General features: G+C 73.4%; 17 protein-coding genes. 9 read left to right on the top strand and 8 right to left on the bottom strand.

Features of this window, described 5'->3' with window-relative positions:
* Positions 1–19: 19 nt before the first annotated feature.
* Positions 20–910 (bottom strand): N-acetylglucosamine kinase, encoded by an 891-nt coding sequence (locus tag ABEA81_RS09810; RefSeq protein ID WP_345604581.1) that lies wholly within the window; start codon positions 908–910, stop codon positions 20–22.
* Positions 911–1,015: 105 nt separating this feature from the next.
* On the opposite strand from ABEA81_RS09810, the gene ABEA81_RS09805 reads away from it, so the two are divergent.
* The gene (locus tag ABEA81_RS09805; protein ID WP_345604580.1) at positions 1,016–1,183 is read left to right on the top strand and encodes a hypothetical protein; all 168 of its coding nucleotides are present in this window, start codon (positions 1,016–1,018) and stop codon (positions 1,181–1,183) included.
* An 11-nt stretch (positions 1,184–1,194) separates the two neighbouring features.
* Here ABEA81_RS09805 and ABEA81_RS09800 read toward each other — a convergent pair whose 3' ends face one another.
* Both ABEA81_RS09800 and ABEA81_RS09795 read right to left on the bottom strand, forming a co-directional pair.
* Positions 1,195–2,373, bottom strand: coding sequence for an FAD-dependent oxidoreductase (locus ABEA81_RS09800; protein WP_345604761.1), 1,179 nt, complete (start codon positions 2,371–2,373; stop codon positions 1,195–1,197).
* A 5-nt stretch (positions 2,374–2,378) separates the two neighbouring features.
* Complete coding sequence (locus ABEA81_RS09795; protein ID WP_345604579.1) at positions 2,379–2,942, bottom strand: TetR/AcrR family transcriptional regulator; 564 nt, start codon at positions 2,940–2,942, stop codon at positions 2,379–2,381.
* A gap of 64 nt (positions 2,943–3,006) precedes the next feature.
* On the opposite strand from ABEA81_RS09795, the gene mshC reads away from it, so the two are divergent.
* Entirely contained in the window at positions 3,007–4,254 is a 1,248-nt protein-coding gene (gene mshC, locus ABEA81_RS09790; RefSeq protein WP_345604578.1) for a cysteine--1-D-myo-inosityl 2-amino-2-deoxy-alpha-D-glucopyranoside ligase, read from the top strand.
* A 110-nt stretch (positions 4,255–4,364) separates the two neighbouring features.
* Here the strand turns inward: mshC and ABEA81_RS09785 are convergent, their stop codons facing one another.
* Entirely contained in the window at positions 4,365–4,532 is a 168-nt protein-coding gene (locus ABEA81_RS09785) for a hypothetical protein (RefSeq protein WP_345604577.1), read from the bottom strand.
* Positions 4,533–4,567: 35 nt separating this feature from the next.
* Here ABEA81_RS09785 and ABEA81_RS09780 point away from each other — a divergent pair, with 35 nt between their 5' ends.
* Both ABEA81_RS09780 and ABEA81_RS09775 read left to right on the top strand, forming a co-directional pair.
* On the top strand, positions 4,568–4,936 hold the full coding sequence (locus ABEA81_RS09780) for a DUF2237 family protein (RefSeq protein ID WP_345604575.1): 369 nt from the start codon (positions 4,568–4,570) through the stop codon (positions 4,934–4,936).
* A 38-nt stretch (positions 4,937–4,974) separates the two neighbouring features.
* A complete protein-coding gene (locus tag ABEA81_RS09775; protein ID WP_345604574.1) occupies positions 4,975–5,376 on the top strand; it encodes a hypothetical protein in 402 nt (133 codons plus the stop codon).
* 31 nt (positions 5,377–5,407) lie between these two features.
* Here ABEA81_RS09775 and ABEA81_RS09770 read toward each other — a convergent pair whose 3' ends face one another.
* Both ABEA81_RS09770 and ABEA81_RS09765 read right to left on the bottom strand, forming a co-directional pair.
* Entirely contained in the window at positions 5,408–6,556 is a 1,149-nt protein-coding gene (locus ABEA81_RS09770; protein ID WP_345604573.1) for an MFS transporter, read from the bottom strand.
* 112 nt (positions 6,557–6,668) lie between these two features.
* On the bottom strand, positions 6,669–7,553 hold the full coding sequence (locus ABEA81_RS09765) for a PAC2 family protein (RefSeq protein ID WP_345604572.1): 885 nt from the start codon (positions 7,551–7,553) through the stop codon (positions 6,669–6,671).
* Positions 7,554–7,619: 66 nt separating this feature from the next.
* Between ABEA81_RS09765 and metH the strand changes: the two genes are divergently transcribed.
* The 4 genes from metH to hisG all read left to right on the top strand — a co-directional run bounded on the left by metH (position 7,620) and on the right by hisG (position 13,251).
* Positions 7,620–11,180 carry a methionine synthase gene (gene metH / locus ABEA81_RS09760; protein ID WP_345604571.1) on the top strand — a complete coding sequence of 1,187 codons (3,561 nt, stop codon included), beginning with the start codon at positions 7,620–7,622 and terminating at the stop codon, positions 11,178–11,180.
* Positions 11,170–11,865 (top strand): HAD family hydrolase, encoded by a 696-nt coding sequence (locus tag ABEA81_RS09755; RefSeq protein ID WP_345604570.1) that lies wholly within the window; start codon positions 11,170–11,172, stop codon positions 11,863–11,865. Before metH ends, ABEA81_RS09755 begins: the two co-directional genes overlap by 11 nt.
* Positions 11,866–12,025: 160 nt before the next feature.
* Positions 12,026–12,289: a phosphoribosyl-ATP diphosphatase gene (locus ABEA81_RS09750; protein ID WP_345604569.1), complete on the top strand. Its 264-nt coding sequence runs from the start codon at positions 12,026–12,028 to the stop codon at positions 12,287–12,289.
* Positions 12,290–12,339: 50 nt separating this feature from the next.
* On the top strand, positions 12,340–13,251 hold the full coding sequence (gene hisG / locus ABEA81_RS09745) for an ATP phosphoribosyltransferase (protein WP_345604568.1): 912 nt from the start codon (positions 12,340–12,342) through the stop codon (positions 13,249–13,251).
* Here the strand turns inward: hisG and ABEA81_RS09740 are convergent.
* Both ABEA81_RS09740 and ABEA81_RS09735 read right to left on the bottom strand, forming a co-directional pair.
* Complete coding sequence (locus ABEA81_RS09740) at positions 13,239–14,048, bottom strand: thioesterase family protein (RefSeq protein ID WP_345604567.1); 810 nt, start codon at positions 14,046–14,048, stop codon at positions 13,239–13,241. The genes hisG and ABEA81_RS09740 overlap by 13 nt on opposite strands.
* Positions 14,045–14,581: a nuclear transport factor 2 family protein gene (locus ABEA81_RS09735; RefSeq protein WP_345604566.1), complete on the bottom strand. Its 537-nt coding sequence runs from the start codon at positions 14,579–14,581 to the stop codon at positions 14,045–14,047. Before ABEA81_RS09735 ends, ABEA81_RS09740 begins: the two co-directional genes overlap by 4 nt.
* A gap of 79 nt (positions 14,582–14,660) precedes the next feature.
* On the opposite strand from ABEA81_RS09735, the gene ABEA81_RS09730 reads away from it, so the two are divergent.
* Positions 14,661–15,578: a RecB family exonuclease gene (locus ABEA81_RS09730; RefSeq protein WP_425570491.1), complete on the top strand. Its 918-nt coding sequence runs from the start codon at positions 14,661–14,663 to the stop codon at positions 15,576–15,578.
* Positions 15,579–15,603 lie beyond the last annotated feature (25 nt).

Below are 15,603 nucleotides of genomic sequence, written 5' to 3'. Positions count from 1 at the left end.
CGGGACGTGAGTGCGGGGGTCACAGCTTCTCCATCTCGGGACGGGGGAGTGCGGCGGCCAGGCGCACCGCGCCGACGGCCGGGGCGTGGGTGAGGACGCGCACCTCGACGCCGGCGAGCCGCTGGCGCACGGACCGTTGGAGCGGCGGCTGGTGCACGGCGAACCCGCCGCCCAGCACCACGGGACCGGGCAGGTCCAGCCGCCCGAGCACCCGCGTGGCCAGCGCCGCGAGGGCGTCGGCCGCGGTGTCGACGATCAGCGACGCTGCCGCGTCGCCCCGCGCGGCGAGCCCGGTGACGACCGCGGCTCGCTCGGCCCAGTACCGCTTGTCCTGCCGCGCGTAGACGAAGTCGATCAGCTCGGTCCGGTCGGCGAGGCCACAGCTCGCGACCAGCGCGTCGGTGAGCGGGTCGGGGGGCGCGCCGGCGTCCATCCGGTCCAGCGCGTGACGGACGGCGTCGAGCGCCACGCGGTAGCCGCTGCCCTCGTCGCCGAGCAGGTGACCCCATCCGCCCGCGCGCGCCTGTTCGCCGTCGGCGCGCCGGCCCCACGCCACCGATCCGGTGCCTGCGATCAGGGAGACGCCCGCGTCGAGGCCCTCGGCCGCGAGCACGAGCCGTGCGTCGTGCACCACGCTCACCCGCGCCCCCGGCACGCGCTCGGCGAGCAGGCGCGTCATGGCGCCGATCGACTCGGTGCCGTCGGCACCCGCCGCCCCGGCGCAGACCGCGTCGACCCCGCTGACGTCCAGGTGGGCGAACAGGGTGTCGAGCTGACGCCCGGCCTCCGGGACACCCACCGCCGCGACGTTGGCGCTGCCCGCGACCGCCTCGGCCACCGGCTCGCCGTCGACGGCGCGGATCCCGTGCGTCTTCGAGCCGCCGATGTCGACCCCGATGACGGTCCGCACTAGAACCTCTCAAGACGGGTCTCGCTGGGAATAGACGTTTGGTCTAGATGACTTGCCTCAGGTTGGCACGCGGCAGGGCCACGGGCAAGTGGGCATGCTGTGCGCGTGGACACCTGCCGGCACTGCGGTGCCACCCGCGACCAGGATGCCGCGAGTGCCGTCACCTGGGTGCGCGAACGCGACCCCGACGGCCGCGAGCACTGGCTGTGCCCGGACTGCGTCCGCCGCCACGTGCGCGACATCGAGGCGAAGCTGTCGCACGAGTGGTGGTGACCAGGCCGTGTCTAGCGCGCCGCCGGCTCCGCCACCACCGGCGCCCGGTTGCCCGCGATCGCTGCGGCGATCAGGCGATCCATCCCGGGGAGCCCGCCGAGCCTGAGGAAGGCCCTGCGCAGCAGGACCTGGCGCCGCGAGGCCGGCAGGAACCAGCGCGCCGCCCGCCTGCCGACCTCCTGGCGGTCGGTGGCGACCGGGCGCCACGTGCGCTCGTACCGTTCCAGCCCCGCCTCGACCGTCTGCGCGCAGGCGATGGCTTCGGCGAGGACGTACGCGCCGCCGAGTCCGAGCGACGCACCCTGGCCCGCGAGCAGCGACACCGCGGCGCACGCGTCGCCCAGCAGCGTGACCCGCCCGCGGCTCCACCGCGGCATCTCGATCTGCGCGACCTGGTCGTAGAACACCTCGGACGAGGGCGGGCAAGCGGCGAGCACGCGGGGGACGAGCCAGCCGAGGGAGCGGTACTCCTCCTGCACGGCGGTCCGGGCGTCGGCCGGCAGCGTGGGATCGGGTGTGCGGTGCACGGTGAACGCGGCGACCCGGCCACGGCCCAGCCCGTAGACGCCCATCTGGCGCTGCGGGGTGTCGGTCAGGCAGACCCGGTGGCGGGTGGCCTCCTCCACCACCGGGTCGTCGAACTGGAAGGCCGCCGTGTGGAAGCCGAGGTAGCGCAGGTAGCGGTGCTCCTCGCCGAAGACCAGCCTGCGCACGGTGGAGTGGATCCCGTCGGCGCCGACGAGGAGGTCGGCGCCCAGGCGGGTGCCGTCGGCGAGCCCGACGTCCACCCCACCGGTCCGCTCGCGCACGTCCGCCACGCCCGCGCCGAACCGCAGGTCGACCGCGGCGGGCAGCTGGGCGCGCAGCACCGCCTCCAGCTCGGAGCGCAGCAGGCTCAGCAGCCGGTCGTCCTCGGCGGCGGCGAACCGGGCGAAGGTGAGGTGGCCCGTCGTGCGACCGGCTGCGTCCACGTAGGTCGCCTCGTCGATCGGATGGGCCCGTTCGTGCAGCGCCGGCAGCAGCCCCATCGCCTCGGCGGCGTCGAACCCCGGCCCGAAGAAGTCGATCATGTAGCCCTGCTCGCGCGGCCCCCGCGCCCGCTCCAGCACCACGACGTCCCACCCGTGGGCGTGCATCCGGTGCGCCAGCGCGAGCCCGGAGATCCCCGCCCCGCAGATCGCGACCTTCATCCTCATCAGTGCTCTCCCTCCGCGACGATCCGGTGCAGCACCTGCGCGACGGCCGGTACCGGGCCGAGTGCCCGGTGCAGCAGGACGCCGTCGACCACGGCGGCCAGCACGGCGGCGGTGGCGACCGGGTCCGGCACGCCCTGCTCCCGCAGCTGCCGGGCGACGCCGTCCCGGAACTCGTCGAGGACGGCACCGAGCTGCTCACGCAGGCCCGGGTCCCGGGTGGCGGCCAGGTAGGTCTCGACGGCCAGTAGCGAGGCCGGGTCGGTGCCGGTGTACCGGTCCACCGCGGCCGCGATCAGGTCGACGAGCTCGGTGGGGGTGCGCGCCTGCTGCAGCAGTTCGCCGACGCCGTCGATCATCTCGCGCAGCGCGCCGACGGCCGCCTCGGCGAGCAGCGCCTGCAGCGAGGCGAAGTGGTAGTGCACGAGCCCGGGCGCGACGCCGGCCCGCTCGGCCACCGTGCGGGTGCTCACGGCCGTCCAGCCGCGCTCGGGCACGAGCTCCCGCGCCGCCTGCACCAGCCGTCGCCGCACCTCGCGGCCGCGATCCGCCGCGGTCCGGGTCATCCGCACTCCTTGGGCGATCGCCTTGGGCATTTGCCCAAAGGATAGCATCACGTACGTTGTCCCTATGCAGACCTGGGCATCCGTCGACGTCCCGCGGCTCGAGGGCGGGGGACCGCCGCTCCGGTTGCACGACACCGCGTCCGCCCGGATCCGCCCCACGGCGCCGGGCCCCACGGCCACCATGTACGTCTGCGGCATCACCCCCTACGACGCCACCCACCTCGGCCACGCGGCCACCTACCTGGCGTTCGACCTGGTCAACCGGGTGTGGCGCGACCTCGGCCACGACGTGCACTACGTGCAGAACATCACCGACATCGACGACCCGCTGCTCGAGCGCGCAGCCCGCGACCAGGACGACTGGGTCGTGCTCGGCATGCGCGAGACCGCCCTGTTCCGCGAGGACATGCAGGCGCTGCGGGTGCTGCCGCCGCGGCAGTACGTCGGCGCGGTGGAGGCGATGGGGGAGATCGCCGAGCTGGTGGGCAAGCTGCTCGCGGCCGGTGCGGCGTACCGGGTGCCCGACCCGGAGTATCCCGACCTCTACTTCGACTCGACCGCCAGCGGCCACTTCGGCTACGAGTCGAACTACGACGAGGCCACGATGATCGCGCTCTCGCGCGAGCGCGGCGGCGACCCGGACCGCCCGGGCAAGCGCCACCCCGCCGACGCGCTGCTGTGGCGCATGGCGCGGCCGGGCGAGCCGCACTGGGAGTCCGACCTCGGCGCGGGCCGCCCGGGCTGGCACGTCGAGTGCACGGCGATCGCGCTCAACCGGCTCGGCACCCAGATCGACCTGAACGGCGGCGGGTCGGACCTGGTCTTCCCGCACCACGAGTTCGGGGCGGCCCACGCCGAGGCGTTCACCGGGGTGCACCCGTTCGCCCGGCACTACGTGCACGCCGGCATGATCGGGCTCGACGGCGAGAAGATGTCGAAGTCGCGCGGCAACCTCGTGTTCGTCTCCAAGCTCCGCTCCCAGGACGTCGACCCGAACGCGATCCGGCTCGCGCTGCTCGCGGGGCACTACCGCACCGACCGCGCCTGGACCGCCGACCTGCTGGCCACCGCCGAGGCCCGGCTGGCCCGCTGGCGCGCCGCCGTGGCGTTGTCCTCCGCCCCGCCTGCCGACGACCTGGTGGCCCGGCTGCGCACCCACCTCGCCGACGACCTCGACACGCCGGCCGCGCTCGCCGCGGTGGACGCGTGGGCCGGGGAGGCGCTGGAGCGCCGTGGTCGCGACGCGGCGGCGCCTGCGCTCGCCCGGAAGGCGATCGACGCGCTCCTCGGTGTGGCGCTCCCACCCCGCTGACCCGCTCGCACACCAACTTCGGTGCCCGCACACGAACTGCAGTTGGTGTGCCAGCGCACGAGTTGGTGTGTGAGCGGCACGCCGGCGCCTCGCTTGGTGCGAGGGCCGGGTCAGTCCGGCGGCTCCATCCTGCCGGCGTCCGGATCGACGTCCTCGCCGGGCATGTTGCCCGGCTGGTCGTCGGCGTCCTCGTCGGCGGGCAGGTCGACGTCGAGGTCGGGCATGCCGGGCAGGCGCGGCTCCGGGTCGGGTTCCGGGGCTGCATGCGGCTCGGTCATGCGCCGGGGCTACCCGTTCTGGTTGGGTGAGGCACATGGCGCGCAACGTGCTGGGTGGGGAGCTGCAGACCTGCGGCACTGACCCGATCACCGGCTTCTACCGCACGGGCTGCTGCGACACCGGGGCCGAGGACGCGGGGGTGCACACGGTCTGCGCCCAGGTCACCGCCGAGTTCCTGGACTTCAGCAGCGCGCACGGCAACGACCTGTCCACCCCACGGCCCGAGTACGGCTTCGCAGGCCTGCGGCCGGGCGACCGCTGGTGCCTGTGCGCCGACCGCTGGGCCGAGGCGCTCGAGGCCGGCGTCGCCCCTCCGGTGGTGCTGGAGGCCACGCACGCCCGCACCCTGGACTGGGTGGACCTCGCCGACCTGCGCCGGCACGGCGTCACGCCCGGCGCGTGATCGGCGCGAAATGATCGATGCGGAATGATCGGCGCGAAATGATCTCGGTGGAGCTCGCGCTGCGGCTGCGGGCCGCGGGCCTGGCGTGGACACCCGCGTCCGGCGACCGGTTCGTGATCCCGGGGCGGGAGATGGACGCCGACGTGTTCGTGGTCAGCGAGCTGACCATCGACGTCCACCAGGCGCCCACCGGCCCGCTGATCCGGTTCAACGGCACCACGGAGTGGGCGCTGGACAGCGTGCCGCAGGAGGCGGTCGTCTGGCTGCCCCGCGAGGGCCAGCTGCGCGAGGCGCTCGGGCCCCGGTTCCGGCGCCTGGAACCGATCGGTGACGGCTTCGCCGTGGTGATCGAGGGCCCCGACGGGTCAGCGGAACGCCACGTGGACGTGGATGCAGAACGCGCCTACGCGCGAGCCCTCCTGGCAATCCTCACCCCCTGACCCGATGTCAGCAAAGCCACTTTGCTGACGCTCAGTGGGGCTTTCGGGGGAGGAGCGCCGGGATCGCCGTGACCAGCAGCGCCGCCGGCACCAGGAAGCCGGCGAGCGGGTCGGCGTGGTACAGCGGCGTGAACGCCACCGGGCTCAGGGCGCCGCCGCCGAAGCGCAGCGACTGCACGACCGAGACCGCCCCTCCGCTGCCCAGCTCGGAGCCCAGCACCATCGCGTTGACGCCGACGAGCAGGAGCTGGGTGGCGATCCCGCCGAGCGCCCACGCGACGGCGACCATCCACACGGCGGGCAGCGCGCCCACGCCGACGACGACGAGTGCGCCGATTCCGACGCCGACGAGCACGCTGCGGCGCCGCCCGATCCGGTCGACGCTGCCGCCGACGAGCCGGGCGGTGAGCAGCCCGGCCACCCCGGCCACGGTGAGCACCAGCCCGCGCGGTCCGGAGCCGACGCCGAACCCCTCCTCGAGCCGCAGCGCGACCATGAAGCTCAGGCCGGTGAGACAGCCCCATCCCAGGGCGGAGGCCAGTCCGATGCGCAGGACCGCCGGGCGCAGTGCCGCGCGCAACGCGGTGGCCAGCCGTTCCCGCCGCGCGCCGTCGGCCGCGGGGTCCGCGGGGATGCCGATCAGCGCGAGTCCGCCCGCGACGACCGCGACCCCGGCGAACGCGAACCGCCAGTCGGCCTCGGCGGCGAGGCCACCGAACAGCGGCGCCGACGTCTGCCCCGCCGCCTGCAACGATCCGAACCAGCCGAGAGCGCGGCCCAGCCGGTTCGGCGGCGCCGCCGCCCCGAGCGCGGAGAGCAGCAGCGGCGTGGTGAACGCGTTGGCGACGCCCTGCAGCGCCCTCGCCGCGAGGAACAGCGTGAACGTCGTGGCGAGGATGCACGCCACCGACGCGAGCACGTAGCCGGCGTAACCGACGACGACCGTGCGGCGCCGCCCCCAGCGCTCGCCGAGGGCACCGGAGAAGAGCATGACGGCCGCGAACGGCAGGAAGTAGGCCGTGACCGACAGCGACGCCGTGCCGGGCGTGACGCCGTACGACGTCCCGAGCTCGGGCAGCATCGCGACGGTGATGCCGGCCCCGAACGGCCCGAGGAACGCCCCGGCGTAGAGCCCCGCCCGGGCGAGCGCGGCACCGGCGCGGGATTGCAGGAACGCCACTTTCATGCCACCTGGTTGCGTGCCATGTGTGTCTGGCGGCTGAGCGCCGTCGCGTAGCAGGCGGACCGGCGCCAGTGGCTCGACAGCGGCTTGGCTGCAATCTCCGCGGGGATCAGTTGCCCGAGCCCCCCGTGCCACGGCGGCGCAGGTACCGCTCGAAGTCGGCGGCGATCGCGTCCCCGTCGGCCTCGGGCAGCGCGTCGCCCTCGGCCTCGGCCTGCTCCTCGAGCTGTCGCACGTACTCACGCACCTCGTCGTCGGCCTCGGCCATCTCCGAGACGGTGCGCTCCCACTCCTCGGCCTGCTCGGGCAGCGCGCCGAGCGGCACCTCGACGTCGAGGATCTCCTCCACGCGGTGCAGCAGGGCGACGGCGGCCTTGGGCACGCGGGCCTGCGAGACGTAGTGCGGTACGGAGGCCCAGAACGACACGGCCGGGATGCCTGCCTCGACGCACGCGTTCTGGAACACGCCGACGATCCCGGTGGGGCCCTGGTAGCTCGACGGCTCCACCCGGAGCTCGCCTGCGGAGGACTTGTCGTAGGAGATGCCGCTGACGGGGGTGGGCCGGGTGTGCGGGGTGTCGGTGAGCAGCGCACCCAGGGTGATGACCTTCGTCACGCCCAGCCCCTCCACGTAACCGAGGAGCTCGCGGCAGAATCCGCGCCAGCGCAGGTTCGGCTCGATGCCGTTGACGAGCACGACGTGCCGCTCGGTGCCGGGTAGCTTGGCCACCGACAGCCGGGTGGTCTGCCACTCGATCTTCCGGGTGACCCCGTCGGCCAGCCGGACGTGCGGGCGAGTGACCTGGAAGTCGTAGTACTCCTCGGGGTCGATCGAGGCCAGCGGGGTGGCGTCCCAGCTGAGCTCGAGGTGCTCCAGCGCGGTGCTGGCGGCCTCTCCTGCGTCGTTCCACCCCTCGAAGGCGGCGATCATCACCGGCTCGACCAGACGCGGCAGGTCGCCCGACGCTCCGGTTCGCGGATCGCGGTCGGTCATCCGTCCAGCCTACGGCTAGCCGCGCTCCCCGACCGGTCCATCCCCCGCGGCGGCTACCGTGGGCGGGTGCGCTCCGATCTCGATTCGACGTTCCTCGACGCGCTCGGAGAGCGCGTCGTGCTCGCCGACGGCGCCATGGGCACGATGTTGCAGGCAGCCGACCTGGTGCTGGACGACTTCGCCGGGCTCGAGGGCTGCAACGAGATCCTGAACGACACCCGGCCCGACGTTGTCCGCCACATCCACCGCGCGTACCTGGAGGCGGGCGCCGACGCGGTCGAGACCAACACGTTCGGGGCCAACCTGCCCAACCTCGCCGAGTACGGCATCGCCGACCGGATCCGCGAGCTGGCGGAGAAGGGGGCGGCGCTGGCCCGGGAGGTCGCCGACGAGCTGTCCACGCCGGAGCGGCCGCGGTTCGTGCTCGGCTCGGTCGGGCCGGGCACCAAGCTGCCCACGCTCGGGCACGAGACCTTCGCCCGGCTCCGCGACGCCTACACCGAGTGCGGTCGCGGGCTGCTGGCCGGCGGGGCCGACGCGTTCATCGTGGAGACCTGCCAGGACCTGCTGCAGGTGAAGGCCGCCGTGCACGGGATGCAGCGCGCGATGGCCGCGGAGGGCCGGCGCATCCCGCTGATCACCCAGGTCACGGTGGAGACCACCGGCACGATGCTGCTCGGCAGCGAGATCGGTGCGGCACTGGCGGCGATCGAGCCGCTGGGCGTCGACGTCATCGGGCTGAACTGCGCCACCGGCCCGGCCGAGATGAGCGAGCACCTGCGCACGCTCTCCAAGCACGCGCGGATCCCGCTCTCGGTGATGCCCAACGCGGGCCTGCCGCAGCTCGGCCCGAACGGCGCGGAGTACCCGCTCACGCCGGACGAGCTCGCCGAGGCGCTCGCCACCTTCGTGCGCGACTACGGGCTGCGGCTGGTGGGCGGGTGCTGCGGCACCACACCCGAGCACGTCAGCACCGTCGCCGCGGCCGTGCGGGACGTCCGGCCCGCACCGCGCACCCCACGCCCGGAGCCGGGCGTCGCCTCCCTCTACGCCGCGGTGCCGTTCCGGCAGGACACGTCCGTGCTCATGGTCGGCGAGCGCACCAACGCCAACGGCTCCAAGAAGTTCCGCGAGGCGATGCTCGCCGAGGCATGGGAGGACTGCGTCGCCATCGCCCGCGAGCAGACCCGCGACGGCGCGCACCTGATCGACCTGTGCGTCGACTACGTCGGCCGCGACGGCGTGGCCGACATGGCCGAGCTCGCAGGCCGGCTGGCCACGGCCTCCACGCTGCCGATCATGCTCGACTCCACCGAGCCCGCCGTGCTGCGCGCAGGTCTGGAGCGCCTCGGCGGCCGCTGCATCATCAACTCGGTCAACTACGAGGACGGCGACGGTCCCGGGTCGCGGTTCCAGCGCGCGATGGAACTGGTCCGCGAGCACGGCTGCGCGGTGGTCGCGCTGTGCATCGACGAGCAGGGGCAGGCCCGCACCGCGGACTGGAAGGTGCGGGTGGCCGAGCGGCTGATCCGCGACCTCACCGAGAACCACGGGATGCACGTCGAGGACATCGTGGTCGACACGCTCACCTTCCCGATCACCACCGGGCAGGAGGAGGTGCGCCGCGACGGCCTGGAGACGATCGAGGCCATCCGGGAGCTCAAGCGCCGCTACCCGGACGTGCAGACCACGCTGGGCGTCTCCAACATCTCCTTCGGGCTGAACGCCGCGGCCCGCCAGGTGCTGAACTCGGTGTTCCTGCACGAGGCCGTGAACGCCGGCCTCGACACCGCGATCGTCTCGGCGGCCAAGATCCTGCCGATGTCGAAGATCCCCGACGAGCAGCGGTCGGTGGCCCTCGACCTGGTCTACGACCGCCGCCGCCCCGGCTACGACCCGCTGAACAGGTTCATGGAGCTGTTCGAAGGGGTCACCGCGAGCTCGGCCAGGGCCGGGCGCGCCGAGGAGCTGGCCGCGCTCCCGCTGTTCGAACGCCTGGAGCGGCGGATCGTCGACGGGGAGCGCAACGGCCTGGAGGCCGACCTCGACGCGGCGCTGGAGGAACGGCCCGCGCTGGAGATCATCAACGACACGCTGCTCTCCGGGATGAAGACCGTCGGCGAGCTGTTCGGCTCCGGGCAGATGCAGCTGCCGTTCGTGCTCGCCTCGGCCGAGGTGATGAAGGCCGCGGTGGCCCATCTCGAGCCCCACATGGAGAAGACCGACTCCGACGGCAAGGGCACGATCGTGCTCGCCACCGTGAAGGGCGATGTCCACGACATCGGCAAGAACCTCGTGGACATCATCCTCACCAACAACGGCTACACGGTCGTGAACCTGGGCATCAAGCAACCGATCTCCACGATCCTATCCGCCGCCGAGGAGCACCGGGCCCATGCCGTCGGCATGTCCGGGCTCCTGGTCAAGTCCACGGTGGTGATGAAGGAGAACCTGCAGGAGATGAACGCCCGCGGGCTGGCGAAGACGCTCCCGGTGCTGCTCGGGGGCGCCGCGCTGACCCGCTCCTACGTGGAGAACGACCTCACCGAGGTCTACGAGGGCCGGGTCTCCTACGCCCGCGACGCCTTCGAGGGCCTGCGGCTGATGGACGCCACGATGGCCCGCGCCCGCGGTGAGGCGCCGGCCGTCGACCCGGAGGAGGAGGCGAAGCGCGCCGAGCGCAAGGCCCGCCACGAGCGTTCACAGCGGATCGCCGCCAAGCGCAGGGCGGCGGAGGCGGAGGCGGCGGGCCCGCTGCCCGCCCGCTCGGACGTCGCGCTGGACAACCCGATCCCCACCCCGCCGTTCTGGGGCACCCGCGTGGTGAAGGGCGTCGCCGTGGCCGACTACGCCGGTATGGTCGACGAGCGCGCCCTGTTCCTGGGGCAGTGGGGGCTGCGCGGCGCGAAGGCCGGGGCCGGCCCCAGCTACGAGGACCTCGTCGAGACCGAGGGGCGCCCGCGGCTGCGGTACTGGCTGGAGCGGCTGTCCACCGAGGGGGTCCTCGCGCACGCGGCCGTCGTCTACGGGTACTTTCCCGCGGTCGCCGAGGGCGACTCGCTGGTGGTTCTGGCGGAGCCGAAGCCCGATGCCGACGAGCGGTTCCGGTTCACGTTCCCGCGCCAGCGCCGGGATCGGTACCTGTGCCTCGCCGACTTCTGGCGCCCCCGCGACCGGGCGATCGCCGAGGGCGAGGTCGACGTGCTCCCGCTGCACCTGGTGACGATGGGCCAGCCGATCGCCGACTACGCGAACGAGCTCTTCGCCAAGGACGCCTACCGCGACTACCTGGAAGTGCACGGCCTCGGCGTGCAGCTCACCGAGGCGCTCGCGGAGTACTGGCACCGGCGCGTCCGGGAGGAGCTGGTGTTCCCGGCGGGCGGCGCGGTGGCCGCGGAGGACCCGGACGACGTCGAGGAGTTCTTCAAGCTCGGCTACCGGGGTGCCCGGTACTCGCTCGGCTACGGCGCCTGCCCCAACCTCGAGGACCGCACGAAGATCGTGGAGCTGCTCGAACCCGACCGGATCGGCGTGCAGCTCTCCGAGGAGCTGCAGCTGCATCCCGAGCAGTCGACCGACGCGCTCGTGGCCCACCACCCGGAGGCGAAGTACTTCAATGCTGGCTAACCCGTCCGGTCCGGCTGCGGTCCTGTGGGACATGGACGGCACCCTCGTCGACTCCGAGAAGGTCTGGACGGTCTCCCTCGCCGACACCGCGCGGTGGCTCGGCGGCGCGCTGTCGGCAGCGGCCCGCGAGGCGATGGTCGGCTCGAACATGGCGCGTTCGCTCGCGCTGATGTTCGACGACCTCGGCCTGGAGGCCGACCCGGAGCGGATGGCGCAGGCGGCGCAGTACCTGACCGACCGGACCGGCGAGCTGTTCGCGGCCGGTCTCGAATGGCGGCCGGGCGCCCTCGACGCCCTGCGGATGGTCCGCGAAGCGGGCTGGCCCACGGCGCTCGTCACCAACACCCTGCGCTCGCTCACCGAGAAGGCCCTCGACGGCATCGGGCGCGAGCACTTCACCGTGACCGTGTGCGGCGACGAGGTCCCGCGCGGCAAGCCGGACCCCGACCCGTACCTGCGGGCGGCCGAGCTGCTCGGCGTCGCTCCCGGGAGCTGTCTCGCGGTGGAGGACTCGCCGACCGGTGCCACGGCGGCGGAACGGGCCGGCTGCGCCGTGCTCGTCGTGCCCTGCGACGTGCAGGTGCCGGCCGGGCCGCGGCGCGTCCACCGGGGCTCGCTGCTCGGGCTCGCGCCCGCCGACGTCGAGATCAGTTACGCACAGGCACGGAGCGAGCGCGTGGCGTGACCGCTCGTCCGCCGGCGGGGTCCGCTCGCCGCGGCCACACCGGTGATGCGAGGCTTGAGACCGTCCGGCGCATCGCGCTGACCGGGCGCAGCACCGGATGGGGTCCGATTCGCGTCGCTCTCGACGAGATATGACACTGACCAGGAGAGGAGATGCCGACGTGAAGACCTTCGACGGGCTGTACGCCGAGCTCACCGAGCGCGCCGCCAACCGGCCCGCGGGCTCGGGCACCGTGGCCGCGCTCGATGCCGGGGTGCACGAGCAGGGCAAGAAGGTGCTCGAAGAGGCCGGGGAAGTCTGGCTGGCGGCCGAGCACGAGGCCGACGACGCGCTGGCCGAGGAGATCTCCCAGCTGCTGTACCGGGTCCAGGTCCTCATGATCGGACGCAAGATCACGCTCGAGGACGTCTACAAGTACCTTTGAACCACTGTGACTGTTGAACGGCACTGCACGTAGCTTTTGAGGAGAGTCCCATGCTCCGCGTCGCACTCCCGAACAAGGGAACGCTGGCCGAGCCCGCCGCGACCATGATGCGGGAAGCGGGGTACCGGCAGCGCTCGGACTCCCGCGACCTGAGCATGCTGGACGAGGAGAACGAGGTCGAGTTCTTCTACCTGCGCCCCAAGGACATCGCCACCTACGTCGGATCCGGCGACCTGCACCTGGGCATCACCGGCGCCGACCTCATGGAGGAGTCCGGCAGCCAGGTCAAGACCGTCATCCAGCTCGGTTTCGGGGCCTCCAAGTTCCGCTTCGCCGCGCCCCCGCTCACCGACACCGGCGAGCAGTGGACGATCAAGCACCTCGAGGGCAAGAAGATCGCCACCTCGTACCCGCGGCTCGTGCGCGCCCACCTCGCGCGCAACCGGGTCCGCGCCGACATCATCAAGCTCGACGGTGCCGTCGAGATCTCCGTGCAGCTGGGGCTGGCCGACGCGATCGCCGACGTCGTGTCGTCCGGGCGCACGCTGCGCCAGCACGGTCTGATGCCCTTCGACGACGCGATCGCGGTGTCGCAGGCCACCCTCATCGAGCGGGAGCCGCGCCCGGACCGCCCGGAGACGGCGGAGATCAAGGCGGCCAAGGTCGTGTTCACCGGCCGGCTGCAGGGCGTGGTCTACGCGCGGCAGTACCTGATGCTCGACTACGACTGCCCCGACCACGTGCTCGAGGACGCCAAGCGGATCACACCGGGCATGCAGGCGCCCACCGTCTCCCCGCTCACCGAGCCCGGCTGGTCGGCGGTGCGGTCGATGGTGCGCCGCACGGTGGCGAACAAGGTGATGGACGACCTCGCCGAGCTGGGAGTGCGCGCCATCCTCACCTCGGAGATCCGCTCCTGCCGCGCCGTCGACGGCACGAAGATCCAGCCCTACGCGAGCTGAGCCCGCCGCGGCCGCACGATCAGCGCCTGCGCGCTCCGGCCGGTGTGCCCCTGCTCGTCGTAGAGGAGCGCGGACACCGTGCCGGCCCCGGACGGACCGAGCACCGTCGTGGCGCCCACGCCGATCCACTCACCCAGAGGGGGCCGGTGCAGGTGGACGGTGAGCTCGGTGTTGACGAAGAGCCATTCGCGCAGGTCCAGCGGGGCGCCGACGCCGTTTGCGCAGTCGGCGGCCACCATGAGCCGTTGCACCGGGGTGGGCTTCTCGCCCTCCACCAGCGGCACCCGCTGGCGCAGCCATGCCGTGCCCGGGCCCGTTCCGGGCGGGCCGCCCGCCACCCAGCGCCACTCGACGGCGTCGATGAACCCGGGGAGCCACCCCTCCGCCCAGGCCGTCTGCAGGGTGGCCGCCGCGGGCGGTGGCAATGGGTCGGCGGCGCCCGCGGCGACCGCCTCGGTGTCGCCCGCCGTGACGCGCCAGGCGCGGGCCCGCAGCACCGTGCGGCCGCCCGCGCTCATCTCCGCGGCCACCAGCTCGACGGACCGTCCTGGCCGCTCCACCGCCGCCGCCACCTGCACCTCACCGGTGGGTACCGGCCCGAGCACCTCCACCGTGATGCGCGCGAGCTGGACGCCCGGACCGTCGGGCAGGCGTTCGAGGGCCCGCGTCAGCAGCGCCGACGGCGGGCCCACGTGCTGAGCGTCGGGGAACCACGGCCCCGCGGTCGATGTGGTGGCGTGGAACCGTGCGCCGTCCGGCCCGTCGAGCGGCCGGTAGAACGGTTCGAGCTCGCTCACGTTCCCCTGCCGGGGTTGGTCGGGGCGGCCGCCCCCGTGCCGGACAGCAGCCACCGGCCGTCGACGCGGCGCAGGTGCGTGGTGCCCGGGCCGGTCTTGCCGTCCACCTTCGAGGTCCAGTCGAGGGTGGCCTCGTCGCCGTTCACGGTGACCTTCTTGATCGTGGCGTTCTTGCCGGCCTGCTCGACGATCCGCGCGTTCTCCGGGATGGCGTACACCGCGGTCATGCCCTCCTCGCACGTCGCGGCCTCGACCCCGCGGGCGTGCAGGTCGGCGAGCAGCCTGCTGGTGGTCTCCGGGGCGTTGTAGCCGCATGCCGCGGTGAAGTCGCGGGCACGCAGTGCGCGGTAGTAGTCGTGGAACACGGTCTCGATCGCCTGCCGGTCGGCGGCCGGGTCGGGAGGCGGTGTCGTCGGGGCCGGCGGCGGTGGCGGGGCGGGCTGTGCTGCGGGCGTCCCGGCCACCGGACTGCCGCACCCGGCGAGGGCGGCGGTGAGCGCGGCAGCGGCCACGGCGGTGCGGATCGTCTTCACCGGCATGAACCTAGAGCAGCCCCGGAAGCACCGACCGCACCGCCCGGGAGTGTCAGAGCTGTCGCCTACGCTGCGGAGCGTGACGGATACGGCGGGCACAGAGACTGCGGGCGCGGAGCTCGCGGGCACGGCGGTGGAGGCTGCTCCGCGCCGTCGGCCGGCCCTGTCGCCGTCGCGGGCGGGCGACTTCAAGCAGTGCCCGCTGCTGTACCGCTTCCGCGCCATCGACCGCCTGCCCGAGCGTCCGTCCCGCGCCCAGATCCGGGGCACCCTGGTGCACGCGGTGCTGGAGCGGCTGTTCGACGTCCCGGCGTCCGGGCGATCCGCCGAGGCGGCCCGTGCGCTCGTCGGCCCGGCCTGGGCGGAGCTGTGCGCCGCGCTGCCCGAGCTGGTCGGGCAGCTGTTCGAGGGCGCGGAGGACCCCGAGCTGCCGGTGTGGCTGGAGTCCGCGGCCGACCTGGTGGAGGCGTACTTCCGGCTCGAGGACCCACGCCGGCTCGAACCCGCCGCCCGCGAGCTGCTCGTCGAGACGGAGCTGGCCTCGGGCCTGCTGCTGCGCGGCTACATCGACCGCCTCGACGTCGCCCCCACCGGCGAGATGCGGGTGGTCGACTACAAGACCGGTGCGGCGCCCCGGGAGGCAGGCGAGGTCGCGGCGCTGTTCCAGATGAAGTTCTACGCGCTCGCGCTCCTGCAGGAGCGCGGGGTGGTGCCCAGCCAGCTGCGCCTGCTCTACCTCGCCGACTCCGAGCACCTCACCTACGAGCCCGACGAGCCCGAGCTGCGCCGCTTCGAACGCACCCTCGAGGCCATCTGGCTGGCCATCCGCACGGCGGGGGAGACGGGCGACTTCCGCCCCAACCGCACCCGCATGTGCGACTGGTGCAGCCACAAGGCGCTCTGCCCCGCCTGGGACGGCACGCCGCCCGAATACCCCGGCTGGCCGGAGGCGGCCGAGGAGACGGTCGAAGAAGCAGTACTCGATCGGATGGACTAGCGCGTGACCCGGCCGACCCGATCGG

Origin of the sequence: Pseudonocardia adelaidensis (genome assembly GCF_039543345.1) — a bacterium.
Lineage (GTDB): Bacteria > Actinomycetota > Actinomycetes > Mycobacteriales > Pseudonocardiaceae > Pseudonocardia > Pseudonocardia adelaidensis.
This window is presented reverse-complemented; position numbering and strand designations above follow the sequence as displayed.